Raw genomic sequence first — 26,996 nt, forward strand, 5'->3', positions numbered from 1 at the left:
CTGGTGCCATCTAGGGCGTGCGGCCATGCGGCTGCAAGCAACGCCCGCGTGAGGCCCGTAATGAACCGGGGTCAATTAGGCCTGTTGTTCAAAATCGCAAGCGTGACCATTGGTTTATAGGCCCTGCTCGGCTAGAAGGAACAGCAAGTCCCCACCGTCGCTGGCCGGGCGCCTTGGGTTTGCCGCAACACTCCCGCAAGACGTCTCGATGCCGCCCCCGGCCGGGTGCTTGAACGCTTTCGAACCAAGCCGCAAGGGTTCTAGGTGCGCCAGATCATACCACCGCATTGGAAGGCCCGGATCCGGAATTTCTTCCTGGACCTCGATGCGCGCATCGACTCCTCGCTGTTCTCCTCGGCCAAGGGCATCCGCGAGCTCTACGAGCGCTACTCGACCTTCATGGACCGCTTCTATGTCGGGCGTTGGAAGCGCTGGGTGTTCATCGAGCCGCTGTCGGAGGCCGCGACCCTCGGCCTCGGCGGCCTGGTGGTGATGCTGACCCTCGCCATTCCCGCCTTCCGCGAGACCGCGGACGAGGACTGGCTGAAGAAGTCCGACCTCGCGGTGACCTTCCTCGACCGCTACGGCAACCCGATCGGCAGCCGCGGCATCAAGCACAACGATTCGATCCCGTTGGAAGATTTTCCGGACGTGCTGATCAAGGCGACGCTCGCGACCGAGGACCGCCGCTTCTACGAGCATTTCGGCATCGACATCGCCGGCACCGCGCGCGCGCTCGTCACCAACGCCCAGGCCGGCGGCGTCCGCCAAGGCGGCTCTTCGATCACCCAGCAGCTCGCCAAGAACCTGTTCCTGAGCAACGAGCGCACCATCGAGCGCAAGGTCAACGAAGCCTTCCTCGCGGTCTGGCTGGAATGGCGCCTGACCAAGAACGAGATCCTCAAACTGTATCTCGACCGCGCCTATATGGGCGGCGGCACCTTCGGCGTCGACGGCGCCGCGCATTTCTACTTCAACAAGTCGGCACGTGACGTGACGCTCGCCGAAGCCGCGATGCTCGCCGGCCTGTTCAAGGCGCCAACCAAATACGCGCCCCACATCAACCTGCCCGCCGCCCGCGCCCGCGCCAATGTCGTTCTCGACAATCTCGTCGACGCCGGCTTCATGACCGAGGGCCAGGTGTTCGGCGCCCGCCGCAACCCCGCCTTCGCGGTCGACCGCCGCTACGAGGCGTCGCCGAATTATTATCTCGACTACGCCTTCGACGAGATGCGCAAGCTGGTCGACACCTTCCCGAAATCCTACACTGAGCGCGTCTTCGTGGTCCGGCTCGCGATCGACACCAACGTGCAGAAGGCGGCCGAAGACGCGGTCGAGAACCAGCTGCGCCAGTTCGGCCGCGACTATCACGCGACGCAGGCCGCGACCGTCGTCTCCGATCTCGACGGCGGCATCCGCGCCATGGTCGGCGGCCGCGACTACGGCGCCAGCCAGTTCAACCGCGCCACCGACGCCTACCGCCAGCCGGGCTCGTCGTTCAAGCCTTACGTCTACACCACCGCGCTCCTCAACGGCTTCACGCCGAATTCGATCGTGGTCGACGGCCCGGTCTGCATCGGCAATTGGTGCCCGCAGAACTATGGTCATTCCTATTCCGGCGCGGTGACACTGACGCAGGCGATCACGCGCTCGATCAACGTTGTACCCGTCAAGCTGTCGATCGCGATCGGCCAGAAGGAGCAGCCGAAGGCGCCGAACCCGGCCAAGATCGGCCGCGCCAAGATCGTCGAGGTCGCGCGCCGCTTCGGCCTCAAGGCACCGCTGCCCGACACGCCGTCGCTGCCGATCGGCTCGGACGAAGTCACCGTGCTCGAGCACGCGGTGGCATATGCGACCTTCCCCAACCGCGGCAAGGCAGTGACGCCGCATTCCGTGCTGGAAGTGCGCACCGGCGCGGGCGATCCGGTCTGGCGCTGGGACCGCGACGGGCCGAAGCCGCGCCAGGCGATTCCCGCCTCCGTAGCCGCCGACATGGCTGGCATGATGAGCCACGTCGTCAGCGAAGGCACCGCGCGCCGCGCAGCGCTCGACGGCATTCCGACTGCGGGCAAGACCGGCACCACCAATGCCTATCGCGACGCCTGGTTCGTCGGCTACACCGGCAATTTCACCTGCGCGGTCTGGTACGGCAATGACGACTATTCGCCGACTAACCGCATGACCGGCGGCTCGCTGCCGGCGCAGACCTGGCACGACATCATGCTCGCGGCGCATCAGGGCGTCGAGGTCCGGGAGATCGCCGGTATCGGCATGGGCCAGAAGCTGCCGCCCGAGCGGATCACCAACGCACAGGCCAATGCGGCGCCGAAGGTGCTGGAGACCAAGCCCGGTCCGCCGCCCGTATTGACCAAGCGCGGCGCCGACGTTTTGGTGCGCGTCGAGAAGCTGCTGGATGACGCGGCCAGGACCGCGGCCAAAGCGGCCGCCACCGACCCCAAGCAAGCCAAACCGGCATCGTCCACGAGCGCGCTCGCCTTCCCGCAGAACTATGCGGAAGAGAATGCGAACGCATCCGCCCCGCGCAAGAACTGACCGAACAAGTGCGGCTGATCCTGATCACATTGACGGCCCTTCTGCTCGCAACCGTGGTGGGCGTCGGCGCGACCTGGATGACGACGACGCGCGGCACCGAGATCGGCGCGCTGACCATCGGCCCCTGGACCGCGCGTCCGCGCACCGGCACCGCCGACGTCGATCCCTATTCGCGCGCCACCATCGTGCGCAACGGCGAGCTGCCTATCGGCACCGGCGACGGCGTCGCCTTCACCGCCACCGCCGACGACAAGAAGAAGGTGCTCGACGGCCGCTGCGACGTCGTGGTCTCCGGCGTGACACCGCCGGCACGGTTCTGGACGCTGACGCTTTATGACCGCAAGGGTCATCTCGTTCCCAATTCGCTGCAGCGCTACGGCTTCACCAGCCAGGAGATCGTGCGGCAGTCCGACGGCTCGTTCGAGATCCGCATCGCCTCGCGCTCGCGCGCCGGCAACTGGCTGCCGACCGGCGGCATCGAACGCTACGCGCTGATGCTGCGGCTCTACGACACCCCGGTCGGCGTTGCCACGCGCACCCAGCGCGACGCGCCGATGCCCACGATCACGACGGCGGGCTGCTCATGATCCGGCTGTTGTTCACCATCGTTGCCGGCGTGGTGCTGGGCCTCGTGGTCCATCTCGTCAGCGTGCTGGCGTTGCCGCGGATCGCGACCCAGGACGCCTATTCGCGGCTGACGCCGATGACCAAGCTCAACGCGGTCACGCAGCTTCCGCTCGCGGATCCGCAGACCTCGCCGATGCCGTTCATGGACCCGGCCTTTGCGCTCGCGATCTGCCGCTACGATCTGTCGAACGGGCCGATCAAGCTGACGGTCCCCGTCAGCCAAGCCTATACCTCGGTGTCGTTCTACACTCGCAACGAGATCGCCTACTACGCCATCAACGACCGCTCGGCGGGCAAGAAGGTGATCGAGCTCGACCTGATGACCGAGCCGCAGCACAACGAGCTGCCCGAGGACGAAGAGGTCACCGCCGCCGACCGCCTGATCATCGATTCCCCCAGCACCACCGGCCTGATCGTGCTGAAGGCGCTCGCCCCCGAGCCCGGCCTGATGCCGCAGGCGCAGGCTTCGCTTGCGACCGCGAGCTGTGGACCGCAGACCGAGCCGCCGGCCAAGGCGGAAGCACCGCGCGGACGGCGCTGAGGCGCGGCTTCGGCGGCGCAAAAACAAAAAAATCGAAAAACAACCCCATGCACAGTAGCGGGGGCATTGAAATCATTAGCCATTTTTGTTGCACAACTAGGCGTTTGCCGAACCGATACATCCCTGCCCGTCGTGCTGTTCAGCTTTGACACGTCGGGCAAAACACTGGCAGAATGGCAGCATCGAAAGTTCACCCGCGCGGAGCAATCCGGCGCGGGTTTTTTCATGCCGGAGCGCAGGTGCCATGATCGAGAAACACTATTGTCCCCCGTGCAGGCGGGACTAGCGACGCTGATGTCCCGAGCACCGGGCTGTTACTTCAAGATCCTTGCTGATTCCAAATCCTCAATTCCGCTCGGTTTGGCGTCAACTGTTCCCGGTCACGGACGGCCGGTCACCAAGTGCTAAACGCGGAGATTGAGCAATGCCAAAGCATGACGAAACATCGAAGCAGCGGGAGAAGCGGGAACTCGACGAGGAATTGGACCGGCAATTGCAGCAAACCTTTCCGGCCAGCGATCCGCTGAAGATCACGCGGGGCTCAACTAAACCACAAGCAGCAAAGCCGGCTGCGCACGACGGCGAACGACGGCGCCGCTAGTCTATCGATCAGCCGACAGAGCGGGAGCCGTGGTCTCGCGGAAAGAAGGGTTCGCCGGCGAGCGATGAGCCGCGGTACGCGTCACGCCTTCGGGTCGGTGCCGATCAGCGGATTTGACATTGTGCGTTCAGAGCCGGCGGGAGGAACAACGAGAACGTCCACACTCAACGAACGCAGGACTTCTTCCGTTACGCTCCCGATCAACGCCCGAACCAATCCAGATCGCCCGTGCGTCCCCATCACCAGCATGTCAGGCTGCCTCTCCGAAACCGCACGGGTGATGACCTGCATGGGCCCGCCCTCGCCGACCTGGAGAGACCATCGTTGCGTGCCGAGCTTGTTCGCCACCAGAAACTTCGTCAGCTCCTCCGTTGCCTTCAGACGCTCGCTATCGACATATCCGCTGATGACGGCCGCGCTCGCACCGGATCGGACCAATCGCGCTTTCGTCATCGGCGAGAAGGCGTGAAGGATCGTTGTTGCGCCCTCTGTCAAGAGTCCGGTGGACAGCCCCACGCGGATTGCATCGGCGGATGTATCCGACATATCGACCGGCACCAGAGCGCGTTCATAGCGCCGCTGCGCCTCGTTGTTCACCATCAGAACCGGATACCTTCCTCCGCGAATTACACGCTCGATTGTGGTGCCTGTGAAGATGTCGCGCAGAAACTGCTTACGATGGGCTCCCATTACAACGAGATCCGCGTCGGCTGCTGCAGCCGCTCGCAATATCCCGTCAAAGGGATGGCCCTTGACCACGATCGGGTAGCACTGAACGTTTTGCAGCTCCGGCATGGATGCGATCTGCTCAACCAGCACCCGCTGTGCCTCACGCTCTTCGATGCGGATCAGCTCGGCTGGCTGATCCTCGTCGACGACATGAACAAGGTGCAGAGTTGCATCAGGGGAGCGCGCCAGGAGGCCGGCCTGCCGCAAAGCGCGATTGGACCGCGTCGAGAAATCTGTCGCAGCGACGATATTCATGTCAGAATCCTTACAATTGCGAACGGCCGCCGGCCCGATGGCCTGCCAAGCTCGACCAGCGCGGCAATTCGGTTGCCTTGCGGAGGGCCTATGACGCTGTTGCGTGCCAGCTTCGTTCGTCCGGTTTGGCCTGGACCGACGATCTGGAGCCGAGAAGCAACCAAGCATCGCGCCCCGCGAACATGCGGCGCACGATATCTTTCTCGCTCATAAGCAACTGTTGTACGCGGTGACGGAGGTGAACCTCCCAACGTCACCTTTTAGGATCGTGAGGAATTGGCGCTCGGCGGCGAGCGAATGCCTCGCGGAAGCCATCGGGATCTGAAATCCAGATGAACATGACCCATGAGGTCAGGACGAGCAGCGCGAAGAACACCGACATGAGAAACTCCCGGCTTTGGTTGCAGAAATGTTGAGGTACCATCCCGGACGATCTGAATCGTCCGGGTTACCGGCGGATCTGCAGCTGGGTCCTATAAATCCGGCGTCGTAGCGTTGTAGTCATCACTGCCTCTGTTTGCGGTGCGGCTCGCTTGCCAGCGGCATGTGCATTGCTCGCTCTGCCGGGCACCGAGCTTCCAGCCCTCGCGAACGCGGCATGGACTGAGTTCGGGGCTGATTGCCTCCGATCAGGCGGCCAACATGCAAAGACTTCGGCGAACTCGCCTACTACTCAGCGTCATGCATCATGTACTTAGAGGTGGGCATGCGATGCAGGAAATCAAATGCGACATTTAGCCTGGATTGACCGACTGGCCGGTCAAGGAACCAAAAAATCGCGCGTCTCGCGCTAATTGCCCTCTGGTCCGCGAACTTGCGCACTCTTTTCGGCGGTATCGCGAAATCGCGCTGCGCCCACCAATACGGTCAGCGCAATAGGCGTGGTTACCACGCCAAGCCCGATGATCAGGATTTCGTGCAGCACGGGCCTGCTCTGAAGTACCGAAAAGCAAACGATTGAAGCAGCTGCAATGAATACGGTGCCCAGCGTTGTCCCGAGCGTCGGCGCGTGGACCCGCTCGTAGAATGTGCCGAACCGCAAAAGGCCCAGCGAACCGACCAGTGTGGCGGCGGCGCCGACAAGAAGGAGAAATGCCGTGAGAGCAGCAGCCCAGGGCGGCAGGTGTTCGATGCCGTTCATTCCATCACCTCGCCGCGCAGCAGAAACTTCGCTAGCGCAACCGTACCAACAAAACCGAAGAGGGCCATGGCCAGAGCCGCCTCGAAATAGAGCGTTTCGCCGGATCGAATCCCGAACGTCAGAAGCAATAACATCGCGTTCACGGACAGCGTGTCGAAACCCAGAACGCGATCCTGTGCTCGCGGCCCCCGAAAGATGCGAGCCGCGCCACAGCCGATAGCCAACACCAGAAGTACCTGTGCGGCGACAAGCGCGTAGATCAGCAAGAGCTGGCTCATTCGAATATCTCCAGCAGATGGCGTTCGTAGCGCTGCTTGATCGTGCGGATCCACTCGGCTTCATCGACCAGGTCGAGAACATGGATCATCAACAAGCCCTTCTGTGCATCGAAATTCACCCACAGCGTTCCGGGCGTCGAGGTGATGATGCAAGCCAACATGGCCAGTCCGTAGGGATTGCGCATGTCGAGCGGAATGTTCACGAACCCGGATTTTCGCTGCCGGCGCCCAAAGCCGAGAATGATCCGGCCAACCGCCAAGTTAGAGCGGATGATATCAATCGCTACCCATCCCAACAGGCGAAGAAGGACGCCGGGTCGCCTGACGTGTGTGCTTGGCAGCTCCAGCACGGTGAGGATCTGCCCGCCGACGAGCGCGATCACACAACCGAGGAGGACATGTCCGACCGTGACTGCTTGATTGAGCAGCAGCCACAATGCGAGAAGACAGAAGCTCACCCGCGGAAAGGGTAGGAATCGCGTCATTCGCCACCCGCCTTTCGGCTGCCTTGGACCCTGATCTCCAGGACGTCGCTGACGTAGCCCGCCGGCGCGTGCAGCGATTGCGCCGTTGCCTGCATGAAACGCATCACCGGACCGGCGAGCACTGTCTGGGTGGCGCAAATGATCAACAGGAACATGATGGGCGCCATTTCGATCAGGCGCACACGCGGCACGGTGCGATCTGGCGAGGCCCAGAAGGAGCGGATACCTGCTCGGGTCAGCGCGACCAACGCCGCAAAACTGGATATGAGGAGCGCCAACAGGAGCGCCCATCCACTGCCGGGAACGGCACCACCCGGATGCATGTCTGAAGGTTGAAGCGCCGCCGTAAGCAGCGCGAATTTGGCTATGAACCCCGACAGCGGCGGAAGCCCGGCGATGACCAGTGCGCATCCGATAAAGGCGACGCCGAGCAATCCCATCGTGCCCACAATGGCCATGCCGACTTCCTCTTCGGTATCGTCCGCACCGTCGTCTTCTCCGTAAGCTTCTCGCGTGACGGCGATCACGTCAGCTCCCGGTTCGCGGCCGCGCTCGATGAGTTCGGCCAGAAGGAAGAACGCGCTGATGCCGAGAGTCGAGCTGACCAGGTAAAACAGTGCTCCACCGGTGACACTGACTTGCCCGGTCCCCGTGGCTGCCAGCACGGTTCCGGAGGATACGAGCACCGAAAAGCCGCCGAGACGGGCGGTCTCCTGGGATGCCAATGTGCCGATTGCTCCGAAGGCGATCGTCGCCACCCCGCCCCACAACAGCCAGTCACTGCCGAAGCCCGCTGACGCGCCGCTGCCCTCACCGAAAAGCAGCAGCGATAGACGCAGGATGATATATACGCCGACCTTGGTCATGATCGCAAAGATCGACGCCACCGGTGGACTCGCGGCTGCGTAGGCCGTCGGTAGCCAGAAACACAGAGGCCACATGCCGGCCTTGAGCAGGAAGGCCACGGCCAGCATGCCGGCGCCTGCTTCGAGCAAACCGCGGCTCTCCGCAGCGATTGCAGGTATCCGCGCCGAGAGGTCCGCCATATTGAGCGTCCCGGTGACGCCATAGATCAGGCTGACCCCGATCAGGAACAATAGAGACGCGACCAGATTCACGACGATGTAGTGCAACCCAGCCTTCACCCGTGCGAGACCGGACCCATGCAGCAGAAGTCCGTACGAAGCGGCCAGCAATAACTCGAAGAAGACAAACAGATTGAAGAGATCGCCGGTCAGGAAGGCACCATTGAGGCCCATCAACAGAAACTGAAAGAGCGGATGGAAATGCGCGCCTGTCCGGTGCCAACGGGCAAGAGAGAACACGAGCGACGCCAGCGCCAGGATGCTGGTCAGGAGCAGCATGAGCGCGGAGAGCCGATCGAGAACGAGGACAATTCCGAACGGAGCAGGCCAATCGCCCAGGCGATAGACTTCCCTGATTTCGGGATGACCCGAATCAGACATTCCGAGCAAGATCACCGCGACACAAACAAGTGCAACCGTTGTGGCGACGTTGACCGCAGCCACGATGTTGCGGTGCCGCTCTCCATTCAAGAGCAGCATGCCTGCGCCGGCAAGCAGGGGCAGGACGATGGGCGCAACAACCAGATTTGCAATTCCGCTCACGCCTCGGGCTCCTGACCATCGACGTGATCGGTGCGCGCCAGGCCGCGCGACGCGAGGAGAACGACAAGGAACAACGCGGTCGTCGCAAAACTGATGACGATTGCAGTCAGTACGAGCGCCTGTGGTAGCGGGTCAGCATGTTTCGTTGCATCCCCGATCTCCTTTGCGATCAGCACCGGCGCTCCCGTCCGCACCCGTCCCATGGCCACAATGAAGAGATTGACCGCGTAAGAGAGCAACGAAAGCCCGATGATGACTTGAAACGTGCGCGGCCTGAGGATCAGCCACACTCCGGACGCCGTAAGCGCACCTATGCCGATGGCCAGGCTAAGCTCCATTACACCAACTCCTCTTTCGCTCGCTCATCGTGCGCGCGTTGCCCCGCCTGGAGCGGCACGCCATAGCGACGCAGCGATTGATGCGCGATTGCGATGAGCATCAGAACCGTGGCGCCGACGACGAGCGAGAACACACCGATATCGAAAAGAAGAGCGCTGGCCGTGGGGACGCGACCGAGCAGAGGCAGTTCGGCATATGCAAAGTACGAGGTCAGGAAGGGGTGTCCGAAAACGCAGGCGGCAGCTCCCGCACACCCTGCCAGCAAGAGGCCGAAACCCATCCAACGCACCGGCATGACGTGAAGACGAGCTTCCACCCACACCGTGCCGCGAGCCATATACTGCAGGATGAACGCTGTTGCCATTGCGATGCCGGCGACGAAGCCCCCGCCCGGAAGGTCGTGCCCGCGCAAGAGAAGGAAAATGGCCACGACGCCGATCACGGGAAACAGCAGGCCCATCATCAATGCCGCGGTAGCAAGCGTGTCCTTGGCAGTGTCGCCCTTCTGTCGATCGGGATGAGCCTCGTCGTGGGCATCCTGGACATGCTGCTGTTCGGGAACGGGAATGCTTTCGGGGGCCGGACGGAAACGGCGCAAAAGCGCGAAGACGGTCAGTGCGACGACCGCAAGCACGGTGATCTCGCCGAGCGTATCGAATCCGCGAAAATCCACCAGGATGACGTTCACCACGTTGGTTCCGCCCCCCTTCGTGTAGGCGTTTTCCACGAAGTATCGCGAAATGCTGTGATTGTCCGGGAGCTGCATGGCCGCCAGCGCAAGGGTGGCCAAACCGAGCCCGGCGAGGAGCGCGATGGAGAAGTCGCGAACGCGGTGCCAGCGAATGCTGTCGGGCGCCTCGGCCGGGCCTGGTCGCGCAATGCGTTTCGGCAACCACCGCAAGCCGAGCAACAGGAGAACCGTCGTAACCGTCTCAACGACGATCTGCGTCAGCGCGACATCGGGAGCGGATAACCAGACGAAGCTGACGCAGGTGACGAGACCCGCGGTCCCGAGCAGTATCAGCGCCACCACCCGATGAAATTTGGCCTGGACCGCGGCCCCCACCGCGCAGCCAACGCCCACCACCCAGAGTAGTCCAAAGACGAGGTCGAATTCCCTCCCTGACGGTCCCGTCAGCGAAAGGCCGCTGGCGTAGAGGGGCAGCAGGGCAGCGACGAACGCCACGCCAGCCAACAGTCTCAATTGTGGTTGGAGACGCCTCGTGCCGAGATTGGTGGCGAGCCATCGTGCAAGCCGCCAGGACAATGTCACCAACACCCAGTCAAAGATCCGCTTGCCATTGATGCGACCGAGCAAGGGCGGTCCCTCATGCGCGAGCAGGTAGGAGCGCAGCATGACGTAGACGCCCAACCCACCGGCCATCGCTACGATGCTCATCAGAAGTTCAGGCGTAATTCCGTGCCAGAGACGAAGGCTGTACTCCGGCATCGCGGAGCCGAGAACCGCCCGAGCAGCCGTATCGAGGATCGGCGCCACTGTGAGAGCCGGCGCGACACCGACGATGAGGCATGCCAGCACGAGCAGTTCGGCCGGAAGTCGCATCAACAGGGGCGGCTCATGTGGAACGCGTGGCAAGCCGGTTGGAGCCGGGCCGAAGAACACGTCGCGAATGAAGCGCAGCGAATAGGCAACCGTGAACGTGCTGGCGAGAGTGACGATGTACGGCAGCGCCTGATCGACGAGGGAATTGTCATGGACCTCGATCGTCTCGGCAAAAAACATTTCCTTCGACAGAAAACCATTCAGCAGCGGCACTCCCGCCATTGCCGCGGCAGCCACCATGGCCAGCGTCGCCGTAATCGGCATGAAGGCCCACAGCCCGCTAAGGCGGCGGATGTCGCGCGTGCCGGTTTCGTGATCGATGATGCCGGCCGCCATGAACAGCGATGCCTTAAAGGTCGCGTGGTTCATGATATGGAAAATCGCCGCGATCTGTCCGAATGGGGTATCGAGTCCGGTCAAAAGCGTGATCAGTCCGAGATGGCTGATCGTCGAGTAGGCCAATAGCCCCTTCAGATCCTGCTGGAACACGGCGAGAAAGGCGCCCAGAAAAAACGTGATCAGGCCGATCGAGCCCACCAGCCACAGCCATTCATTCGTTCCACCCATTGCCGGCCAGAGCCGCACTAGAAGGAACACTCCGGCCTTCACCATTGTTGCCGAATGGAGATAAGCTGAAACGGGAGTTGGAGCGGCCATCGCGTGCGGCAGCCAGAAATGAAACGGGAACTGGGCGCTTTTTGTGAGAGCGCCGAGAAGGATTAGAACGAGTGCGGGGACATAAAGCGCGTGCGAACGGATCGCGTTTCCGGAAGCCAGCACCTGCTCCAGGTCATAGCTGCCGACGATGTGCCCGATGAGCAGCACGCCGGCGAAGAGGCAAAGCCCACCCGTCGACGTGATCACCAGCGCCATCCGCGCGCCGTCTCTCGCCGCCGCGTTGTGGTGCCAGTAACTGATCAGCAGGAATGAAAAGAGACTGGTCAGCTCCCAGAAAAAAACCAGTTGGAGCAGGTTGCCGGAGAGCACGATTCCCAGCATTGCTCCCATGAAGGCGAGCAGCAGGGAGAAGAACCGCGGAACGGGATCACTGGGTGACATGTAGTACCGGGCATACAGCACCACCAGAAAACCGATGCCGGTGATCAGCATGGCGAAGGCCCATGCGAACCCGTCAAGCCTCAGCACAAATGCGAGTCCAAGTTCAGCGACCCAGTCCGTTCGCCACCCGACAACGCCGCCATTCGTCACGTTCGGATAAGCCGCACCGATGAGGCAAAAAGCTGTAAGTGCGACCGCTCCAGCGAGCCATGCCTCAGCGTTGCGTGCATTGACCCGCAAGAGCGCCGCAATAAAGCTTCCTGCGAAAGGAAGGACGAGAACGGCAAGCAGGAACATTTGCGTTCATTGCCCCAGGCTGCGAGGTGGAGAGATGCTTTCGCTGATCCTCAATTGCTTAGCCGAGGCGGATCGATATCTCCACTGCTAGATTTTAGCGCCATTGTGATGGTTTGGCCGGAAACCGCCATTCCGGCGGACACTGGCTCCGCGATTGAGCGGTTCAGATCCAGTGTGGAAGGGTGCCAGTCGCGGCGGCAACGACGGCGGCGAGAGCGCCCAGCAACGCACAGAATCCGCAGAGCGCGATCCCCCGCCAGCCACTCATCTCGACCGGCTCGGTGTCCTCAGCTGGGCTGACCTCGGAGCGGTATCGCATGTCATGGCGCCCGTTCAGTGTTCCATCGCCAGGTGCAAGCGATCGATGCCGACTATAATAATGGTTCTGTAGAACTACGGCTCACATTCACGTCAAACCGCCGCCCGGGGCCTACCGGTGCGACAAGAGCGATCGCCTGCAGCAACGTCAGCCTGTCCATCCCACGCGGTGTAATCTTCGACGCACGTTCTTGCGCAGCTGGGTAGACCCGCGTGCTTGTTCGATGTCTCACTTCAATGACGCTCCTTGTCTCCTCTCGATATTTCGCGTGCACAGGTGCTGTGCGGTTTCGTCGCAATGTTTCCAGGGAAATGAACCACTATAGTCAGAGCATCATGGCTTATGTCATCGACATTGATGCGCGCACCGCGCGTTTTGCTCTTCACGCCGGCCGCCTCCAAGCAGGCGGTTAGCCGGGCGGTGTTCGCGCCGTCCGGGCTCTTTTCCAGCTTTCGTGACCTCCACTCGAGAGGTCGTCTTGAAGCAGAAGGAGTGCGCCGTGCTGCCTCTTCCAAAAATTGCACTGACCTCATCAGACTATCCGCGGCTCGAACAGCTCGCCCGGCTCGCCGTCCAAAAAGGAGATTTGGACGGGATATTCCTCATGGGCGAAATCAACCGCGCCGATATCGTCGCGGACGAAACGGACAACGTCCGTCCTTTCGTGACGATCGGATCATGGGTCACCCATTGCACGAATTGGGGCGCTCCGCGTCGCACCGTGCAACTGGTCTGGCCTGAGGAGTGCTGGTCGGATCCCGCCTGCATTTCGGTGTTGACCCCGCTGGGTACAGCTTTGATCGGACTGCGGCTCGGCGATCAGATGCCGTACTTCGTCGCCGGATGTCTGAATGTCGTCAGGGTCCAAAGCCTGACCCCATCGGATTCAAAGGTCGTCCCATTCTTCCGGAGAGGGCCGACGCGGTCAGGCAACCCATTCGATGACGACCCCGGACCAACTGCAGCATAGGAGCGACCAATGCGCAATTTCGAAGCTGAGAGCCGGCGAGAACAGCCGGCGTTGCCGCCGATCAAGATTACTGAGGACGAATCACGGCGCCTCAGTTCCTTGGCCAATTCGAGCATGGATCTGTTTCCGCGAGTGGCCCATTTTCTGGCTCGAGAGATGGAACGTGCCACGGTGACGGACGAGAACAACTTGCGAGGCGTGATCAGGATGGGATCGAAAGTGACCTATCGCGATGACGAGACGGGTGCGAGCCGAGAGATCGTGCTGGTCTATCCGCATGAGGCAAACATCGAGCTCAGTCGGATCTCGGTCCTGACGCCTGTTGGAGCGGCCTTGATCGGCCTATCGCCGGGACAGCGGATCGACTTCGAGACGCCCCACAAGCGCACCAGGGGCCTGACCGTTCTCGCTGTGTCCGAATAAGGCGCGTACGTTAAGTCAGACCGAGCATCGCCGTCTTGCGATGTGGGCGCGTAGTCCCGAGGACGTCGCGCCCGGATCTGGCCCTTCGTATGAATTCGACAGCGCACACGCCTTGGTTTCGTAGCGCTGTGGATCACCGCGCCTCTCACTATTGCAGGACTGGTCGCCCAACGACTCTGCGCGGCTTCGATCCATCATAGTGAGTTTGCAACGCGGTGTGCCCCCCCCAGAGGACCGGGGCTCAGGGGTCGTAAAAGTCGTTCACGAGGACGTCTCAAGTCGCGGCCGTGCGGTTGATCTACACACTCGCTCTTTGGAAAAGGACAGGAACATTCCTGCGATTGCCAAGTTTTCCCGATGCCCTTCCCCAAGGGCGACCCCGAGTGGCCCCAGCTCCATGCCCCCCAATAGCCCCGCGAGCTGGGGCCCGTTTTTTTTCGAAATTTGGGCTGATAACGGGAACCAAGAACCACTTCTTTGGTTGGGCATCATTCGCAACCGCACCTCAAATAACGTGGTGCCGACACACGAAGGACCTCAGCTGGCCCAGCCCCGAGCTGAAGCCCTTCTTGTGTCGTGCGCGCATTTTTAAGCCGAATTCGGAACGAATATTCGACCCTTGAATCATTCCACGTCAGCTAAGTGTCGGATGTCCAACCGTGTCGCGCTTAAATCAGTTCGCCCGTGAGGCCGCAGCGGCATTGCTGCGCATGGCAAAAACAACAAAAAATCCCACGGTCGCTGCTGGCTTGGTCCAGCGTGCGGCAGACCTGAAAGACCGCACTGGCGAGCTTCCTGCCATTGATGTCGAGGCCATGGCCGAAGAGCCGCCCAAGCCCTTGACGAAGAACTAAGCTGCCTCGGTCGGAGAAGGCTTCGTCCACTCCCCTCAGGACTGAGCGGGCGGAGTTCCGGTATTCAGAAGTTGAGCTACGGCGGTCACGATTTGCGCAGGTGCAAATGGCTTGGTCAGCAAGATGCTGTTGGGCACGCCGTGGGCGGGCCATTGATCGGCCGCCGCGCCTGTCATGTAAATCACAGAGATGTCCGGATTTAGCTCCCTGGCGCGATGGCCGACTTGCCAGCCATCGAGCTTTCCGAACAAATTTATATCGGTAACGAGTGCGCGATACTTGGTTTGGTTGCCCTGCAGAAGACTAACTGCATCCTCCCCGCTGACGGCGACTTCGGCTTCAAAGCCGCCATCTGACAATGCGTCGGCCACCATGTCGCGGATAAGCTGTTCGTCTTCGACGACGAGGATAGTAACTCCCGTCCCTTGCATGCTGGCCCCCTGCGCACCCCGCTGTGCGATCGGGAAGGAACTCGCGATAAAGAGTTATGTTCCATTTTGAACACAGGGAGCAAGGGTCCCCCGCCCAACGGATGTCAGCTCGACTTCAGGAGTGCAGCTTCTTGCGCAACTTCCCGATCAATTCGCGAAAGCCCGCGACATACTCTTGGAGGATGCGCCACCGGGCCTCGTCGCCCTTGCTGACCAGCCGCACGGCCGCAGGCGGCCCTGATCCAGATCGATCTTTTAACTCTCTCAGGGCTGCGGCGGGTCTTCTGGCGGGCTTGGTGGCGGCAGTCCGTATTCCAAGGCGCGCTTTGCCGCCAGCTTTCTGTAAGCCGCCGCCTGGTTCAACAGCTGAGTTTTGAAGGTCGAATCCTGCTCGCCCGCCGCCAATTTCTCCAGACTGACGGCACGCTCCAGGTATTCGTTCAACAGTTTCATCGCCGCCCCCGGCTTTTTTCGGACCCTTAAAAATCTCACGGCGCGAAAAAAGGTCAAGCGGGGAAGTCCGGCTACCGATCCACTCCCTCAGGATGAGCGCAGTATGGGAATCCTGGTGCCCGTTGAGGCACCAGGCAGTCAGGGAAGGGATAACGGCTAAGGCCCAGAGAACGGACGGTGCTACGGTGGCCGCCGCCGGCCAGCGGTCAGGATAGTACCGCTGGTCAGACCCTGGTCATTCAAACTGATCCAGAATCTCTCGCACCTTCAGCGCCAGTTTTGCTTGCGAGATTGGCTTCTCCAGCAGGTTGACACCTTCATCAAGCCTTCCCTGATGGACCACGGCATTACGCGAATAGCCCGTCATGTACAGGATCTTCAGTCCCGGTCTAATTTGATGCGCGCGCCTGCCGAGCTCGCGACCATTGATCCCCGGCATGACCACGTCAGTGAGAAGAAGGTCCACCTTCGAATCGTCTTGCAGGAGAATGGTCAGAGCGGCCTGAGCGCTGCGGGCCGAGAGGACGCGATAGTTGAGATCCCGCAGGACGTCAGAAATATAGACGCGCAGATCCTCATCGTCCTCGACGACGAGAACGGTCTCGGATAGCTCACCCTCGGCAATTTCCTCAGGTGCGATTTCTTCGGGCCGTGTGCTTCCGGAGAAGCGCGGAAAGTACATCTTGATGGTGGTGCCCTGCCCCACCTCGCTGTAGATTTTTGCGTGGCCTCCGGATTGCTTGACGAAGCCGTAGACCTGGCTCAGGCCAAGGCCGGTGCCGTGGCCCGGCTCCTTTGTCGTAAAGAAGGGCTCAAAAGCGTGACTGAGAACGTCCCGCGACATTCCGCCTCCGGTGTCAGTCACGCAAATGGCGACGTACTGACCGGGCGCCAGTTCAGGATTGAGCCGGCAGTAATCATCGTCGGCGGAGATGTTGGCTGCTTCCAAAGTCAGCTTTCCGCCGTCGGGCATGGCGTCACGAGCGTTGATTGTCAGGTTGACGATGGCTGACTCCAGATGATTGGCGTCGGCTTCGATTTCCCAAAGACCCGCACTTCCGACGGTCTGGACTTCGATGCGCTCTCCGAGCGTGCGCTGAAGGAATTCCTGCAGGCCATTGACGTAGTTGTTTACGTTGATTGGCTTGGGATCGAGCGCTTGTCGGCGCGAAAATGCCAACAAGCGACTGGTTAACGCCGCGGCTCTCTGTGCGCCGCGCTTCGCGTTTGCGAGCGCCCGGTTCAGATTGGCTCCGGGCGCCTTGGCGTGCCGCTCAGCTGTTTCGAGATTGCCAAGGACGATCATGAGCAGATTGTTGAAGTCGTGCGCGATGCCACCGCTGAGTTGCCCCACCGCTTCCAGCTTTTGGGATGCGGCGAGTTGCTCCTGAACGTACTTGAGCTCGTCCTCGGCGCGCTTCCGGTCCGTAACGTCGCGCGTGACTTTGGCGAACCCGACAATGTTTCCGGCCTCGTCCGTGATGCGATCGATGATGACGGATGCCCAGAAGCGGGAGCCGTCTTTTCGCAGGCGCCAGCCTTCCGCCTCGAAGCGACCATGCTCCGCCGCCTCTGAAAGCGCACGCTTGGGCACACCGAGTTCGATGTCTTCGGGCGTGTAAAAAGCGCTAAAATGCTGACCGATGATCTCCGGCGGCGCGTAGCCCTTGATCCGCTCTGCTCCGGGATTCCAGGTTGTCACGTTGCCCAGTGGGTCGAGCTGAAAGATCGCGTAATCGACCACGGCCTCGATTAGCTGGCGATAGCGCCGCTCACTATTGAGAAGCTCTTCATGGGCTTCCTGACGTTCGGTAACATCTCGCGTGACCTTGGCGAAGCCGATCACTTCGCCGGCTTGATTGCGGACGGCATCGATGATGACCGATGCCCAGAAACGGCTTCCGTCCTTGCGGACTCTCCATCCTTCGGCACTGAAGCGGCCTTCTCGTGCTGCGACGCTCAAGGCGCGCTCTGGAAGCCCATTGGCGCGATCATCTGGCGTATAGAAGGATGCGAACGACTTGCCGATGATTTCGTCGGGCGAGTAGCCCTTCAACCGCTGGGCACCGGAGTTCCAGCTGCGGACTGTGCCGTCGAGGTCGATCATGTAGATGGCGTAATCAACGATTGCGTCAATGAGCAGTTGAAGGCGCGCAGTATCGTCGATCCCGTCAAGTTTTGACTGATGGGCTTGCAAATGGTCGACTCCGGTGTCGGGGGAAACCGTTTAACCGTTAAGTCTTTTTATTGTTCCGTGGTGCTGCTTCGTGCGTTGCATGCCTCTGTCGGGATCTGGATCTCAGTTGTACCAGTGAGGGAGCGAGGATCTCAACCATCAGGCGGCGCTCCGATCAGTGCTCCTCGGTCGGATACACTCATTTGCAGGGTGTGATGCTCCGCGTTGCGGTCAGCTTGATCCAGGGACGGGCGGCGCCGAACGTCCCTTTCGGCATGACCGGCACTCCAGCGACGCCTCCAGCTTCCATATCAGCGGATCGCTTGTGCGGCAGAGACGAGCATGATAGAAAAAGCCATCGGGTCAAACACAACCGCCCGACCAGCTTTCGAGCCAAGCGTTGTTTCGCTCCATTATGGAGGTGAAACATGTCTTGCGACAGCACCACTGGCTCAATCGGCACATCCAGCGCAGCCTTCGTTCCTTCTCCAAGCCCTGCATGGTTCTGGAAACTCACGCTCGCGCTGCTGGACGGCATCACACGGCGCTGCCAATACGACGAGCTTCTCGAACTGGATGACCGGCTTCTCGCGGACATCGGCTTGTCGAGAACAATCGTTGGGGAAGCTCGACGGTGTTACTTCTCAGGTTGGCGCGACAAATCGGATATTGTCGATTTCTGTCGGTGAGCGCCCCACACCTGCGCGTGCGAAGGCGGCGCGTCTGCTTGTCCCTGTGGATCAGACGGCCGCCAGGCTCGTGAAAGGCCGAAGGACTTTTTGACCGCGATCTTGACGTCTTCTCAGAAGTCCAGCTTGTCGCGTATGGCATCAATTCCGGCTTTCGCGCACGCTTCGTCCGCGTCACCGCCCGGCGCGCCGGACACGCCGACCGCTCCGACCAGGGAGCCGCCGGCTTCAACGATCAGTCCTCCGGCAATGACGACCGCTCCGGGAAGGTTGCGAATGCCCGCCTGCATCATCCCCGGCTGGCTGATCGCATTGAGCTCGGTCGTGCTGGTCTTGAACGAGGCTGCTGTCCACGCCTTGCCTGCTGCCGTCGAGGGCGTGTGAGGGCCTGCAAAGCGATCGCGCAACATCACTTGCGTGACGCCGAAGCGATCGACGACGGCAACTGCAACCTGGTATCCACGGGTGCGGCAGTTCGCCAACGCAGCGCGCGCAAGATCGAGCGCCAGTTCTGGACCGAGCGATTTGTAGGCGACCAGACCTTCCTCCGCCCGTACTGGGCAGATGGACGCAATCAGCAGGGCCGTCGCGACCGACAGGCATCGAACGTTCATGGCAATCTCCGGCATAGGTGACCAAAGGCCTATTTGCTCTCACCATATGTCAGATCATCGAACAGGGTCACGCTATCTGCCTTGGTCCACAGGCCGATCATGCCCGCGTCCGGAATGGTGGCGTCTTCCACCTCGAACAATTGCTTTCCGTCATAGCTCACCTTGAACCGACTTCCTGCAAAGTCGCAGCGCAGCAGGTGCCATTGCCCGGACGACACCGGCGCGCTGACGCCATAGCCGCCTCTGCGACCCACGATCTCGAGCGACATTCGAACGCCATTGATCGTCTTGTAGAGAACGACATTGTCCTCCAGCGCGTTAGCCCGGACCACGTAGTAATTGTCGGCATCCTTCGCACGCCAAATGACTCCCGCGGCGCGATCCTCGGAGCCGGCAACGGCCTTGAATTTCACCTCGACGAAGCCGTCACGGATGGACGTATCGCGCTTGATGGCGAGGGGAAACGTCGCCCGTCCGGATTGCTTGAGAACGTTCGGCTTGCTTGGCGCCGTAGCCTCGGCCTCGACGGTCCATTTCGGCTGTCCCTTGCCGGTCATCGTCAAAGTCCACCCGTCGGGCGAAGTTCCGACAGCAGCGCTGTCGAAATTCAGGGTCTCGGCCATGGCATTTCCTCCCATCAACAAAGCCAGCATGGATGGCAGCGCAACCCTGGCCCATGCAGAAGATTGAATTCGCGCGCGGCCTGCCGCGCTCGATCTGCACTCATCACTCATCGGAGAATGCGAGGAGGCCCCCGTGAAGACGCGGCGCGTCTTCGGATCGAACGCGGCGTGATCGAAATCGCTGTTCAGTCCGTTCGGGATGGCGATGACGCCCAGTCGCTTCAATAGCATGATGCCCTTATCGATCAGCGGAAAAAGGGAGGGTCGAGACGACCAGCGAGAGCCCCGCCAACAGCAACAGTGCCAACACAGCCTTGCGAAAGGTCTCGTCCTGGATGGTCCCGAACATCTTGAAGCCGGACCAAAGGCCGGCGACCATGAAGGGAACGCCCAACGCGTACAGCACCAGTGTTTCCCTGGTAATGGAGCCGGCCGCTGCCTGGGACAAGGAGATGACCACGAAGGCGATGAACAGCACCGGCTGAAACACGGCCCGCTGCAAATCCTTCGGCCAACCGCGCCATTGGCACGATATCGTGGAGATCACGCCGCCGAGCCCCGTCAACCCGCCAAGCATCCCATTCGAGATGCCTATTGCGATGTCTGCTCCGGTGCCGATTCTCATGGGCGCGAACACAGGGCGCGCCAAGCCGTAAATGGAGTAAATCATCAACAACACACCGACTCCGAACCTCAGATAGAGGGGATTGAGATAGACGAGAATTTCAACGCCAATCGGAATGCCGATGACTGTTCCAAGCGCGAGAGGCCATGCCTTGCGCAGATCCAGGACATGTCGCAGCCTATAAATGCCGTAGCCTTGGGTGAGCAGACCGTACCCCGCGATCAAAGTGGCGGTCTGGATCGGCGTGATGATGTGCAGCCAGACACCAGAGACGACCAGGCCCATCGCGAAGCCAGAGAAGCCGCTGACGAAGCCACCGGCAAGGGCGGCAAGAGCAAAGATAGCGAAGCCAAGTGCGTCCATATGATCGTCCCCGGATCGAGGTGGCGAGCGCTTGGATGGGACTCCATCTCACGGGGAGGTCTCGGTATCCCCGAATCGTCAGTTGTTATGTCAGATGCTTCTCTCGCCCATCGAATAGCTTCCAAGCGTGCCGTCCTGGTCGTAGACGAAGCGATAATGGACTTCGTCCGACATGCCGCGGATTCGACTCGGGTCGCACGACAGCGGCTTCATGACGTAGGTCATGGCAGTCCTCCGTTGAGATCACGGATGAATTTCGAGTTGGATGGTTCACGATCGCTGCCCGCCCGGCAGAGTCCGTCGGCACGGTGATCCCACCGCCGACAGCGAGGCCCTGGCGGGCGCGAGACGGATAAAGCGGCTTGGAGAGGGGATCGGAAAACGGAAGACATGCAGCGTCCTTGTCGAAACCGGGACGCGATTCTTGGGCATGTCGCCTCGCGGGGAGATCGCTTCCCCGTGAGGCAAATATTACGCGCCGGTCGAATTTGTCAATGCCGTCGAAGCTTTGTTTCTAACCACTAGACGGCGCGGATCCGACCAAGCTTCTCGTCACCTGCTGGTGCTCGTGATCGTGTCACCCATATATGTCGCTGTCGGCTTGGACCGCAGAGGATTCGATTTTGTCTCAACGACGCTCGGCGTTGTCTGGCCGGGCCCGCCAATCACGTCCCACCGTTTGATGATCCTGATCCGATTGATTGGCTCGGCCGGCGCGATCGCCATCGGTGCCGCCTTGCGCCTTCCAATCACGTTCGATCTTAACGTCTTCGGCGTTCTTCCTGTCTTGGTCTCGGGCCTGTTCAGCTTGCTCGGGAGTTCGATCCGGCTGCACCGGAACGGTCGCCTGCGCCTGACGTGCAGGAGCCGTCTCGTCGGCGCGTGAGGGACTGAGCGTACAAGACAGTAATACTGCCGCGGTGATCACTAGGACACGCATGCCTACCTCCTCCGTTCGTAGAACGGTAACGACCGATACAAGCTTGGGTTCGGAACGGTCGGAGCCGTTTCAGTGCTGCAATGCGATACTTGCGCGTGAATTTGGCCGGCTCGCATTTCACCGAACCTCTTCGCGCGCAGCTCCCGCCTCGCATCAGCTCTTCGTGCTCGCCGTCTTGTCGAGCGCCGCGCGGAGGCCTTCGGCAAGCTTGACGGCATCGTCGTTGGCCCAGAAGTGCATGAAGAAGAGCCGAGGCTGTTCGTCCAGCATGTGGCTGTGCAGCGCGGTCACCTCGATGCCGTGCGTCCGAAGCGCGAGGATGACCTGGTTCACTTCGTCGCTGGTCAGCACGAAGTCGCCCGTGATGGCCGCCCTACCCGCGCCCGTCGGCTGGAAGTTGATGGCGATTGCGACACCCATGGCGGCGACGGGCGTCAACAGCATGCCGTCCTCCGTGATGGGGTCGCGCCGCTTCACGTTGAACTGGTAGACGCCGCCGTTCGCCTGCCCCTTGACGCCGATGATCTGGTCGAGCTTCGCCGTGTCGAGGTCGATGGCGGGCGGCGGATTCGCCGGCGCCGTGACCGTCAGCGGGGTCTTGCTTTCGGCCAGGGCATCATGGATCGCCGCGGCCAGCTTGACCGGGTCGCCATGTCCGGCGACGTGCATGTAGAACGTCGCCGGGCTCGCACGCAGCAGATGATTGTGCACGGCGGTGATCTCGAGCCCGCTCGCGATCATCTTCGCCATCACCGGATTGATCTCGGTTTCGAGCAGCACAAGATCGCCCATGACCATGGCGCCGCCATGCGCAGGCTTGAACGCGATCCAGCCACCGAGCGCCAGCGCCGGCTTGATCGCGACGCCGTCCAATGTCACGGAGAGATCGGTGCGGGGAAAGCCGAAACGGCGGACGTCGTCCGAGACGGCGGGCTTGCGGCCCAGGGTCTCGTCCACCTTCTGCCAGTCGGCATCCTGGGCATATGCCGGGATGAAGGGGCCGAAGCGAAATGCAAGAAGGCAGACGCCAATGCCGACCACGGCCCAGATGATTCTTTTCATCGTGCTACTCCTCGGCTTAGTTTCGCTCTTTAACCCGACCACTGCTGTCGACGACCAGCGTCACCGCCTTGCCGTTCTTCACCGCCTTGGCGGTGACGCCTTCAGCCGTCGACTTGATATCGCTGACTTGCGCGTAGCCGGCCGCCTGGATCTTGGCGACCAACTCCTCCTGTGTCAGAGCGTGCGCGCTCGACAGCACGCCCGCGATCGCAAGCAACAGGACCGTGCGGAAGATTGCTCGTGTTCGCATGATCATTCTCCTGGTCTTGTCCTGCCCCAAGTGAAGTCCGTTTCGCGATCTTCCCCTACTCGGTGCCAACACGGCGCAACAGGCCGCGGCATCAATGCGCACAGCGATGCGACCGGCGCGGACGCCGTGCCGAGAAATCGAGCCAGTCTGCTGGATGCAATCGAGGAAAGTATGATGACATGGTGCGCCCTTGGTGATCAGGACGCGATGCTTGGGCATGTCGCCTCACGGGGAGATCGCACATCCCCGAACCCCAAGTAAAAACCCGAGGGCGGCGGCTGTCAACGGGCGTAGGCTTCGGGCGGCCCACCGAAGTCGCCGACGAACGTCACAAAGAATTCACCGCTCCGCGGAACCGCGCCAGCCATGTCTTGAAACTCGCGGACGGCCCCGCTAGTGTCCTTTGCGTGGGGACAAAGCAGACTCCCCGTGAGGCCTCGGTCCAAGCTCTGCGCAGCACGCCATTCGTGGAGCTTGCGCATGGACATCGAACGACACCCTTCTCATCGACACACCGTCGCCATCCTCTCACGCGGAGACGCTGCCGCGCGGCGGGATGCGACGGCGCAAAAAAGCCGCTTCGTACACGTCTTCGAAGCACTCGCCGCCGTCGGCATTGAAGCCCAGCCGGCGATCTATGATGAAAGCTTCGCCGAGGACGTTCGTGAACAATTGCTCGCGATTGACGGCGTGCTGGTCTGGGTCAACCCCATTCAAGACCGTCGAGATCGCGCTGGTCTCGACGCATTGCTGCGAGACGTCGCGGCTCAGGGCGTGTGGGTCAGCGCTCATCCCGATGTCATCCTCAAGATGGGCACCAAGGAGGTACTCTATCGTACCCGCTCGATGGGCTGGGGATGCGACACGGCGTTATATCAAAGCGCCGAGGCCATGCGCGCCGAGTTGCCGACACGGCTCGCCGCTGGTCCGCGCGTGATCAAGCGCAACCGGGGCAATGGCGGCCAAGGCGTCTGGAAGGTCGAGAGTCTGCCGACCTCCTCCATGATAAAGGTGCTGGACGCGACGAAAGACGCGCCCGAGGAACTGACGCTGGATGATTTTCTCCGTCGTTGCGCGGAGTATTTCGAGAACGGCAGCGTGATCGACCAACCATTCCAGCCTCGCTTAAGCGAAGGCGTGGTGCGTTGCTACATGGCGGGCGATCGCTGTGCCGGCTTCGGCTATCACAAGGTCAAAGCCCTGGTCGACTCGCCGGCCGCCCGTTCCGAGGCCGGACCGCGCCTCTACACCTCGAACGCAGAGCCGCGTTTCCAGCGGCTGCGTCGGTTGATGGAAGACGAGTGGACGCCCCAGCTGACGTCGTTGCTGGATATTGCGCGACTTGACCTGCCTGCGATTTGGGACGCCGACTTCATGCTTGGTCCGGTCCTTCCCGACGGGACCGACAGCTATGTCCTCGGCGAGATCAATGTCAGCTCGGTGCATCCTTATCCGGACGAGGCGCCGGCGGAGATCGCGAGGCGAGTTGCCGATCGGCTCCGGCGAAGCTTTGACACATGCTGACGGTCCGCGCGCTCAAGCGCTTGCACCTCTCCGTTTCATTCGACTTGCAGGACGGCGAATGCGTCGCCCTGCAAGGGCCTTCTGGCGCCGGGAAGACCCAGCTCCTTCGCTCGATCGCGGACCTCGATCCCAACGAAGGAATGGTCGAACTGGACGGAACGCTCAGGGAGGCCATGCCCGCTCCGGCTTGGCGCAAGCGGGTGACCTACCTCGCTGCCGAGCCGGGCTGGTGGTCAGACATCGTGCAAGATCACTTCAGCTGCTGGGATGATGCCTTACCGCTGGTCATGAGACTGGGGTTGCCGTGCAGTTGCGGTCCCTGGCCGGTCCAAAGACTGTCGACCGGCGAGCGACAACGGCTGGGGCTAGTGCGGGCGCTGATGCTGCGGTCGCGGGTTCTTCTCCTGGACGAGCCGACATCGGCCCTCGATTCGGCATCGACGGCGGCAGTGGAATCTTTGATCGCGGAACGCATTTCGAACGGAACGAGTGTCGTCTGGAGCACTCACGACAACGCCCAGGCCTGCCGCGTCGGGTCGAGGGTCATTGTGATGAATGCCGACGGCGGGATCGAGGACAATCGGCCGTGAATTACATTCACTTGGCATACGGCGATTTGGTTCTGCCCGCGCTCCTTGTCGTCATGGACGGCGCTCTCTCGCTCGCTCTCCGCCTCAAGCTTGAAAAGCAGCTGGCCATCGCCACCGTGCGGATGGTGCTTCAGCTGGTGCTCGTTGGATACGTATTGACGTTCCTGTTTGCCGCGGTCTCGCCGCTCTGGACCGCCCTCGCCGCCGTCATCATGGTTCTCTTCGCGTCACGGGAAATCGTCGCTCGGCAAAAGCGACGCCTGCCGGGTATCTGGAGCTATGGCTTAGGAGCGGGATGCATGCTGCTGGCGGCCGGTACCGTCACGATGTTCGCGCTCCTGACGGAGCTACGTCCGGATCCGTGGTATCATCCGCGCTATGCGCTGCCATTGTTGGGCATGATCCTGGGCAACACCATGACGGGAATAAGCCTGGGCCTGGACGTGCTGACGAATACACTGGTGCGCGAACGAGCCGCCGTCGAAGCTTGCCTTGCTCTTGGCGGTACCCGGTATCAGGCGTTGCTGCCGGTCCTGCGGGACGCATTGAGAAGCGGCTTCACGCCAATCATGAACAGCATGGCTGCGATCGGCCTTGTCTCTTTGCCGGGGATGATGACCGGTCAAATCCTTGCAGGCGTCGAACCGATCGACGCCGTCAAGTATCAACTCTTGATCATGTTCTTGATCGCCGGCGGGACGGGATTGGGGACGCTCGCCGCCGTGACGGGAGGCGCTCGCCTTCTGACCGATCATCGGCATCGATTGCGCCTCGATCGATTTTCCACCGCCGAGTAGAATTGCGCGACCTCATATCGACTTCGCCCCACCAGGCTGCACCTTCCGCGCCCACAGCAGCGCCAGCGGCCCCAGTGCAATCCCGACCGCGAGGACGCTGAACGCCAAGAGCCAGCCGGTCGCGCTCTGCGGGCCGCCGGCTGCATCGAGGGCGGCGCCGGTGCCCCAGGCGCCGACCGCCGACAGGCCGAAGCCGACCGTCGAATGCAGAGCCAGGGTCGCGCCGCGATGTTCGGACACAGCCGCGGCCGACATGCCGGCGGTCAATGCGCCCGAATCCGCCGGCACGGTCAGGCCATAGACGAGCAGCAGCAGTGCCAGCACCCATGCCGGCGCTGTCGCGTTGAGGCCGATGACCAGCGCGACGCAAGCCGACGCGATCATCACGACCGTGATCGCGCGATGGCGCCCGAATTTCAGCGCGGCCTCGTTGCCGAGGATGCTGGCCGGCATCGAGATCACCGCAAAGCAGAAGCTCAGCACGACGGGGCTCAACCACGACGGGGCGCCTTGATGGGCGACGACGAAGGTCCAAAACCCGACCAGCCAGGTGCGGATGCCGTAGAGCTCGAAGCAATGGGCGCCGTAGCCGAAGATGTATCCGAGCGCCTCGCGATTGGCGAAGACGGGCGCGAAGTTGAGCAGACGCCCCGCCTTCGGCGCGGGCCGCTGCTCCTGCATCAGAAGGCACGCGACGACCATCGCGATCGGACCGAAGCCGGTGACAAGAAAGGCGGTCCGCCATCCCCAACGGTCGGCGATCAGCTGCGCGACCAGGAACGAGAGACCGACGCCGACCGAGAAGCTCGACGTGTATAGCGTGACGGCGCGTGAACTATCGCCGGCGGGAAGCCGATCCGTCAGCGCCTTCAGGCCCGGCATGTAGGCGCCGGCAAATCCAAGCCCTGCCAGGGACCAGATCGCGGTCGCGGACCAAAACCCTTGCGCGAAGATTCCGAACGCTGCGGTCGCCAGCCCGCTGACGATCGAACCCCAGAGCAGGACGAGCCGTGCGTCGATCCGGTCGGTCAATGTCGTCAGCACGGGCACGGCGAGCATGTAGCCGAACGCGTAACCGCTCGCCATCAAGCCGCCTTCGGCCGCCGAGAGGCCCCACGTCGGCATCAGATGCTGCGCCAGATTGGCGGATAGCGTCACGTGCGGCAGCAGATTGCCGACCTGGCCGATGCACATCA

The 26,996-nt window shown here is 61.7% G+C and carries 31 protein-coding genes; 11 read left to right on the top strand and 20 right to left on the bottom strand.

What is annotated here, in order from left to right; all coding sequences use genetic code 11:
* Positions 1-264: 264 nt before the first annotated feature.
* The 4 genes from RX329_RS29610 (at position 265) to RX329_RS29625 (ending at position 4,322) form a co-directional block, all read left to right on the top strand.
* The gene (locus tag RX329_RS29610) at positions 265-2,553 is read left to right on the top strand and encodes a transglycosylase domain-containing protein (RefSeq protein ID WP_085352296.1); all 2,289 of its coding nucleotides are present in this window, start codon (positions 265-267) and stop codon (positions 2,551-2,553) included.
* Positions 2,554-2,561: 8 nt separating this feature from the next.
* Entirely contained in the window at positions 2,562-3,140 is a 579-nt protein-coding gene (locus RX329_RS29615) for a DUF1214 domain-containing protein (RefSeq protein WP_007593444.1), read from the top strand.
* Positions 3,137-3,721: a DUF1254 domain-containing protein gene (locus RX329_RS29620; RefSeq protein WP_085362386.1), complete on the top strand. Its 585-nt coding sequence runs from the start codon at positions 3,137-3,139 to the stop codon at positions 3,719-3,721. Before RX329_RS29615 ends, RX329_RS29620 begins: the two co-directional genes overlap by 4 nt.
* A gap of 424 nt (positions 3,722-4,145) precedes the next feature.
* Entirely contained in the window at positions 4,146-4,322 is a 177-nt protein-coding gene (locus tag RX329_RS29625) for a hypothetical protein (protein WP_162847298.1), read from the top strand.
* 81 nt (positions 4,323-4,403) lie between these two features.
* On the opposite strand, the gene RX329_RS29630 is transcribed toward RX329_RS29625, so the two are convergent.
* The 9 genes from RX329_RS29630 to RX329_RS29670 all read right to left on the bottom strand — a co-directional run bounded on the left by RX329_RS29630 (position 4,404) and on the right by RX329_RS29670 (position 12,416).
* On the bottom strand, positions 4,404-5,306 hold the full coding sequence (locus RX329_RS29630) for a universal stress protein (protein WP_085362385.1): 903 nt from the start codon (positions 5,304-5,306) through the stop codon (positions 4,404-4,406).
* Positions 5,307-5,559: 253 nt separating this feature from the next.
* Positions 5,560-5,688: a hypothetical protein gene (locus tag RX329_RS29635; RefSeq protein WP_018458533.1), complete on the bottom strand. Its 129-nt coding sequence runs from the start codon at positions 5,686-5,688 to the stop codon at positions 5,560-5,562.
* Between the two features lie 408 nt (positions 5,689-6,096).
* Positions 6,097-6,447 (bottom strand): monovalent cation/H(+) antiporter subunit G, encoded by a 351-nt coding sequence (gene mnhG / locus RX329_RS29640; RefSeq protein ID WP_018458532.1) that lies wholly within the window; start codon positions 6,445-6,447, stop codon positions 6,097-6,099.
* Positions 6,444-6,725: a K+/H+ antiporter subunit F gene (locus tag RX329_RS29645; protein WP_018458531.1), complete on the bottom strand. Its 282-nt coding sequence runs from the start codon at positions 6,723-6,725 to the stop codon at positions 6,444-6,446. The genes mnhG and RX329_RS29645 overlap by 4 nt, the downstream gene beginning before the upstream one ends.
* The gene (locus tag RX329_RS29650; protein WP_085362384.1) at positions 6,722-7,210 is read right to left on the bottom strand and encodes a Na+/H+ antiporter subunit E; all 489 of its coding nucleotides are present in this window, start codon (positions 7,208-7,210) and stop codon (positions 6,722-6,724) included. The genes RX329_RS29645 and RX329_RS29650 overlap by 4 nt, the downstream gene beginning before the upstream one ends.
* Positions 7,207-8,838: a monovalent cation/H+ antiporter subunit D gene (locus RX329_RS29655; protein WP_198957672.1), complete on the bottom strand. Its 1,632-nt coding sequence runs from the start codon at positions 8,836-8,838 to the stop codon at positions 7,207-7,209. Before RX329_RS29655 ends, RX329_RS29650 begins: the two co-directional genes overlap by 4 nt.
* Positions 8,835-9,176 carry a Na+/H+ antiporter subunit C gene (locus RX329_RS29660; protein WP_018458528.1) on the bottom strand — a complete coding sequence of 114 codons (342 nt, stop codon included), beginning with the start codon at positions 9,174-9,176 and terminating at the stop codon, positions 8,835-8,837. The genes RX329_RS29655 and RX329_RS29660 overlap by 4 nt, the downstream gene beginning before the upstream one ends.
* A complete protein-coding gene (locus tag RX329_RS29665; RefSeq protein ID WP_085362383.1) occupies positions 9,176-12,097 on the bottom strand; it encodes a monovalent cation/H+ antiporter subunit A in 2,922 nt (973 codons plus the stop codon). The genes RX329_RS29660 and RX329_RS29665 overlap by 1 nt, the downstream gene beginning before the upstream one ends.
* Positions 12,098-12,260: 163 nt before the next feature.
* Positions 12,261-12,416: a hypothetical protein gene (locus tag RX329_RS29670; RefSeq protein ID WP_158091577.1), complete on the bottom strand. Its 156-nt coding sequence runs from the start codon at positions 12,414-12,416 to the stop codon at positions 12,261-12,263.
* Between the two features lie 478 nt (positions 12,417-12,894).
* Here RX329_RS29670 and RX329_RS29675 point away from each other — a divergent pair, with 478 nt between their 5' ends.
* The 3 genes from RX329_RS29675 to RX329_RS29685 all read left to right on the top strand — a co-directional run bounded on the left by RX329_RS29675 (position 12,895) and on the right by RX329_RS29685 (position 14,663).
* A complete protein-coding gene (locus RX329_RS29675; RefSeq protein ID WP_085362382.1) occupies positions 12,895-13,386 on the top strand; it encodes a GreA/GreB family elongation factor in 492 nt (163 codons plus the stop codon).
* A 9-nt stretch (positions 13,387-13,395) separates the two neighbouring features.
* Positions 13,396-13,809 (top strand): nucleoside diphosphate kinase regulator, encoded by a 414-nt coding sequence (gene rnk / locus RX329_RS29680; RefSeq protein ID WP_143273371.1) that lies wholly within the window; start codon positions 13,396-13,398, stop codon positions 13,807-13,809.
* A 659-nt stretch (positions 13,810-14,468) separates the two neighbouring features.
* Positions 14,469-14,663: a hypothetical protein gene (locus RX329_RS29685; protein WP_026233604.1), complete on the top strand. Its 195-nt coding sequence runs from the start codon at positions 14,469-14,471 to the stop codon at positions 14,661-14,663.
* A gap of 35 nt (positions 14,664-14,698) precedes the next feature.
* Here RX329_RS29685 and RX329_RS29690 read toward each other — a convergent pair whose 3' ends face one another.
* The 3 genes from RX329_RS29690 to RX329_RS29700 all read right to left on the bottom strand — a co-directional run bounded on the left by RX329_RS29690 (position 14,699) and on the right by RX329_RS29700 (position 17,744).
* Positions 14,699-15,094, bottom strand: a complete 396-nt coding sequence (locus tag RX329_RS29690; protein WP_085352290.1) for a response regulator — start codon at positions 15,092-15,094, stop codon at positions 14,699-14,701.
* 264 nt (positions 15,095-15,358) lie between these two features.
* Entirely contained in the window at positions 15,359-15,547 is a 189-nt protein-coding gene (locus RX329_RS29695) for a hypothetical protein (protein ID WP_085352289.1), read from the bottom strand.
* A gap of 235 nt (positions 15,548-15,782) precedes the next feature.
* Positions 15,783-17,744 (bottom strand): PAS domain S-box protein, encoded by a 1,962-nt coding sequence (locus tag RX329_RS29700; protein ID WP_317244744.1) that lies wholly within the window; start codon positions 17,742-17,744, stop codon positions 15,783-15,785.
* A gap of 407 nt (positions 17,745-18,151) precedes the next feature.
* On the opposite strand from RX329_RS29700, the gene RX329_RS29705 reads away from it, so the two are divergent.
* Positions 18,152-18,412, top strand: coding sequence for a DUF1127 domain-containing protein (locus RX329_RS29705; RefSeq protein WP_085362380.1), 261 nt, complete (start codon positions 18,152-18,154; stop codon positions 18,410-18,412).
* Between the two features lie 113 nt (positions 18,413-18,525).
* Here the strand turns inward: RX329_RS29705 and RX329_RS29710 are convergent, their stop codons facing one another.
* The 7 genes from RX329_RS29710 to RX329_RS29740 form a co-directional block, all read right to left on the bottom strand.
* Positions 18,526-19,026 (bottom strand): GlcG/HbpS family heme-binding protein, encoded by a 501-nt coding sequence (locus RX329_RS29710; RefSeq protein ID WP_026233603.1) that lies wholly within the window; start codon positions 19,024-19,026, stop codon positions 18,526-18,528.
* Positions 19,027-19,055: 29 nt separating this feature from the next.
* On the bottom strand, positions 19,056-19,649 hold the full coding sequence (locus RX329_RS29715; RefSeq protein WP_039800453.1) for a hypothetical protein: 594 nt from the start codon (positions 19,647-19,649) through the stop codon (positions 19,056-19,058).
* A gap of 238 nt (positions 19,650-19,887) precedes the next feature.
* On the bottom strand, positions 19,888-20,637 hold the full coding sequence (locus RX329_RS29720; protein ID WP_018458517.1) for a sulfite exporter TauE/SafE family protein: 750 nt from the start codon (positions 20,635-20,637) through the stop codon (positions 19,888-19,890).
* 90 nt (positions 20,638-20,727) lie between these two features.
* Positions 20,728-20,862, bottom strand: a complete 135-nt coding sequence (locus RX329_RS29725) for a hypothetical protein (RefSeq protein WP_274535550.1) — start codon at positions 20,860-20,862, stop codon at positions 20,728-20,730.
* A gap of 403 nt (positions 20,863-21,265) precedes the next feature.
* Positions 21,266-21,577 carry a conotoxin gene (locus RX329_RS29730; RefSeq protein ID WP_240543400.1) on the bottom strand — a complete coding sequence of 104 codons (312 nt, stop codon included), beginning with the start codon at positions 21,575-21,577 and terminating at the stop codon, positions 21,266-21,268.
* Positions 21,578-21,730: 153 nt separating this feature from the next.
* Entirely contained in the window at positions 21,731-22,639 is a 909-nt protein-coding gene (locus tag RX329_RS29735) for a DUF1259 domain-containing protein (protein ID WP_018458514.1), read from the bottom strand.
* A 16-nt stretch (positions 22,640-22,655) separates the two neighbouring features.
* Complete coding sequence (locus RX329_RS29740; protein ID WP_026233600.1) at positions 22,656-22,889, bottom strand: hypothetical protein; 234 nt, start codon at positions 22,887-22,889, stop codon at positions 22,656-22,658.
* A gap of 480 nt (positions 22,890-23,369) precedes the next feature.
* Here RX329_RS29740 and RX329_RS29745 point away from each other — a divergent pair, with 480 nt between their 5' ends.
* The 3 genes from RX329_RS29745 to RX329_RS29755 are packed head-to-tail and all read left to right on the top strand — an operon-like array spanning position 23,370 to position 25,800.
* Complete coding sequence (locus RX329_RS29745) at positions 23,370-24,413, top strand: Cj0069 family protein (protein ID WP_026233598.1); 1,044 nt, start codon at positions 23,370-23,372, stop codon at positions 24,411-24,413.
* Complete coding sequence (locus RX329_RS29750) at positions 24,407-25,003, top strand: ATP-binding cassette domain-containing protein (protein ID WP_018458508.1); 597 nt, start codon at positions 24,407-24,409, stop codon at positions 25,001-25,003. The genes RX329_RS29745 and RX329_RS29750 overlap by 7 nt, the downstream gene beginning before the upstream one ends.
* Positions 25,000-25,800: an ABC transporter permease gene (locus RX329_RS29755; protein WP_018458507.1), complete on the top strand. Its 801-nt coding sequence runs from the start codon at positions 25,000-25,002 to the stop codon at positions 25,798-25,800. The genes RX329_RS29750 and RX329_RS29755 overlap by 4 nt, the downstream gene beginning before the upstream one ends.
* A gap of 12 nt (positions 25,801-25,812) precedes the next feature.
* Here the strand turns inward: RX329_RS29755 and RX329_RS29760 are convergent, their stop codons facing one another.
* Positions 25,813-26,994 carry an MFS transporter gene (locus tag RX329_RS29760; RefSeq protein ID WP_018458506.1) on the bottom strand — a complete coding sequence of 394 codons (1,182 nt, stop codon included), beginning with the start codon at positions 26,992-26,994 and terminating at the stop codon, positions 25,813-25,815.
* Positions 26,995-26,996 lie beyond the last annotated feature (2 nt).

The sequence above is a fragment of the Bradyrhizobium sp. BWC-3-1 genome (assembly GCF_032917965.1).
GTDB lineage: Bacteria > Pseudomonadota > Alphaproteobacteria > Rhizobiales > Xanthobacteraceae > Bradyrhizobium > Bradyrhizobium canariense_D.

Excerpts from the sequence above, each read along its gene's own strand:
- RX329_RS29620 (WP_085362386.1), top strand. The coding sequence starts at position 3,137 with ATGATCCGGCTGTTGTTCACCATCGTTGCCGGCGTGGTGCTGGGCCTC.
- RX329_RS29625 (WP_162847298.1), top strand. The coding sequence starts at position 4,146 with ATGCCAAAGCATGACGAAACATCGAAGCAGCGGGAGAAGCGGGAACTC.
- RX329_RS29630 (WP_085362385.1), bottom strand. The coding sequence starts at position 5,306 with ATGAATATCGTCGCTGCGACAGATTTCTCGACGCGGTCCAATCGCGCT.
- RX329_RS29635 (WP_018458533.1), bottom strand. The coding sequence starts at position 5,688 with ATGTCGGTGTTCTTCGCGCTGCTCGTCCTGACCTCATGGGTCATGTTC.
- mnhG (WP_018458532.1), bottom strand. The coding sequence starts at position 6,447 with ATGAACGGCATCGAACACCTGCCGCCCTGGGCTGCTGCTCTCACGGCA.
- RX329_RS29645 (WP_018458531.1), bottom strand. The coding sequence starts at position 6,725 with ATGAGCCAGCTCTTGCTGATCTACGCGCTTGTCGCCGCACAGGTACTT.
- RX329_RS29650 (WP_085362384.1), bottom strand. The coding sequence starts at position 7,210 with ATGACGCGATTCCTACCCTTTCCGCGGGTGAGCTTCTGTCTTCTCGCA.
- RX329_RS29660 (WP_018458528.1), bottom strand. The coding sequence starts at position 9,176 with ATGGAGCTTAGCCTGGCCATCGGCATAGGTGCGCTTACGGCGTCCGGA.
- RX329_RS29665 (WP_085362383.1), bottom strand. The coding sequence starts at position 12,097 with ATGTTCCTGCTTGCCGTTCTCGTCCTTCCTTTCGCAGGAAGCTTTATT.
- RX329_RS29670 (WP_158091577.1), bottom strand. The coding sequence starts at position 12,416 with ATGCGATACCGCTCCGAGGTCAGCCCAGCTGAGGACACCGAGCCGGTC.
- rnk (WP_143273371.1), top strand. The coding sequence starts at position 13,396 with ATGCGCAATTTCGAAGCTGAGAGCCGGCGAGAACAGCCGGCGTTGCCG.
- RX329_RS29690 (WP_085352290.1), bottom strand. The coding sequence starts at position 15,094 with ATGCAAGGGACGGGAGTTACTATCCTCGTCGTCGAAGACGAACAGCTT.
- RX329_RS29695 (WP_085352289.1), bottom strand. The coding sequence starts at position 15,547 with ATGAAACTGTTGAACGAATACCTGGAGCGTGCCGTCAGTCTGGAGAAA.
- RX329_RS29705 (WP_085362380.1), top strand. The coding sequence starts at position 18,152 with ATGTCTTGCGACAGCACCACTGGCTCAATCGGCACATCCAGCGCAGCC.
- RX329_RS29710 (WP_026233603.1), bottom strand. The coding sequence starts at position 19,026 with ATGAACGTTCGATGCCTGTCGGTCGCGACGGCCCTGCTGATTGCGTCC.
- RX329_RS29715 (WP_039800453.1), bottom strand. The coding sequence starts at position 19,649 with ATGGCCGAGACCCTGAATTTCGACAGCGCTGCTGTCGGAACTTCGCCC.
- RX329_RS29720 (WP_018458517.1), bottom strand. The coding sequence starts at position 20,637 with ATGGACGCACTTGGCTTCGCTATCTTTGCTCTTGCCGCCCTTGCCGGT.
- RX329_RS29725 (WP_274535550.1), bottom strand. The coding sequence starts at position 20,862 with ATGACCTACGTCATGAAGCCGCTGTCGTGCGACCCGAGTCGAATCCGC.
- RX329_RS29730 (WP_240543400.1), bottom strand. The coding sequence starts at position 21,577 with ATGCGTGTCCTAGTGATCACCGCGGCAGTATTACTGTCTTGTACGCTC.
- RX329_RS29735 (WP_018458514.1), bottom strand. The coding sequence starts at position 22,639 with ATGAAAAGAATCATCTGGGCCGTGGTCGGCATTGGCGTCTGCCTTCTT.
- RX329_RS29740 (WP_026233600.1), bottom strand. The coding sequence starts at position 22,889 with ATGCGAACACGAGCAATCTTCCGCACGGTCCTGTTGCTTGCGATCGCG.
- RX329_RS29745 (WP_026233598.1), top strand. The coding sequence starts at position 23,370 with ATGGACATCGAACGACACCCTTCTCATCGACACACCGTCGCCATCCTC.
- RX329_RS29750 (WP_018458508.1), top strand. The coding sequence starts at position 24,407 with ATGCTGACGGTCCGCGCGCTCAAGCGCTTGCACCTCTCCGTTTCATTC.
- RX329_RS29760 (WP_018458506.1), bottom strand. The coding sequence starts at position 26,994 with ATGTGCATCGGCCAGGTCGGCAATCTGCTGCCGCACGTGACGCTATCC.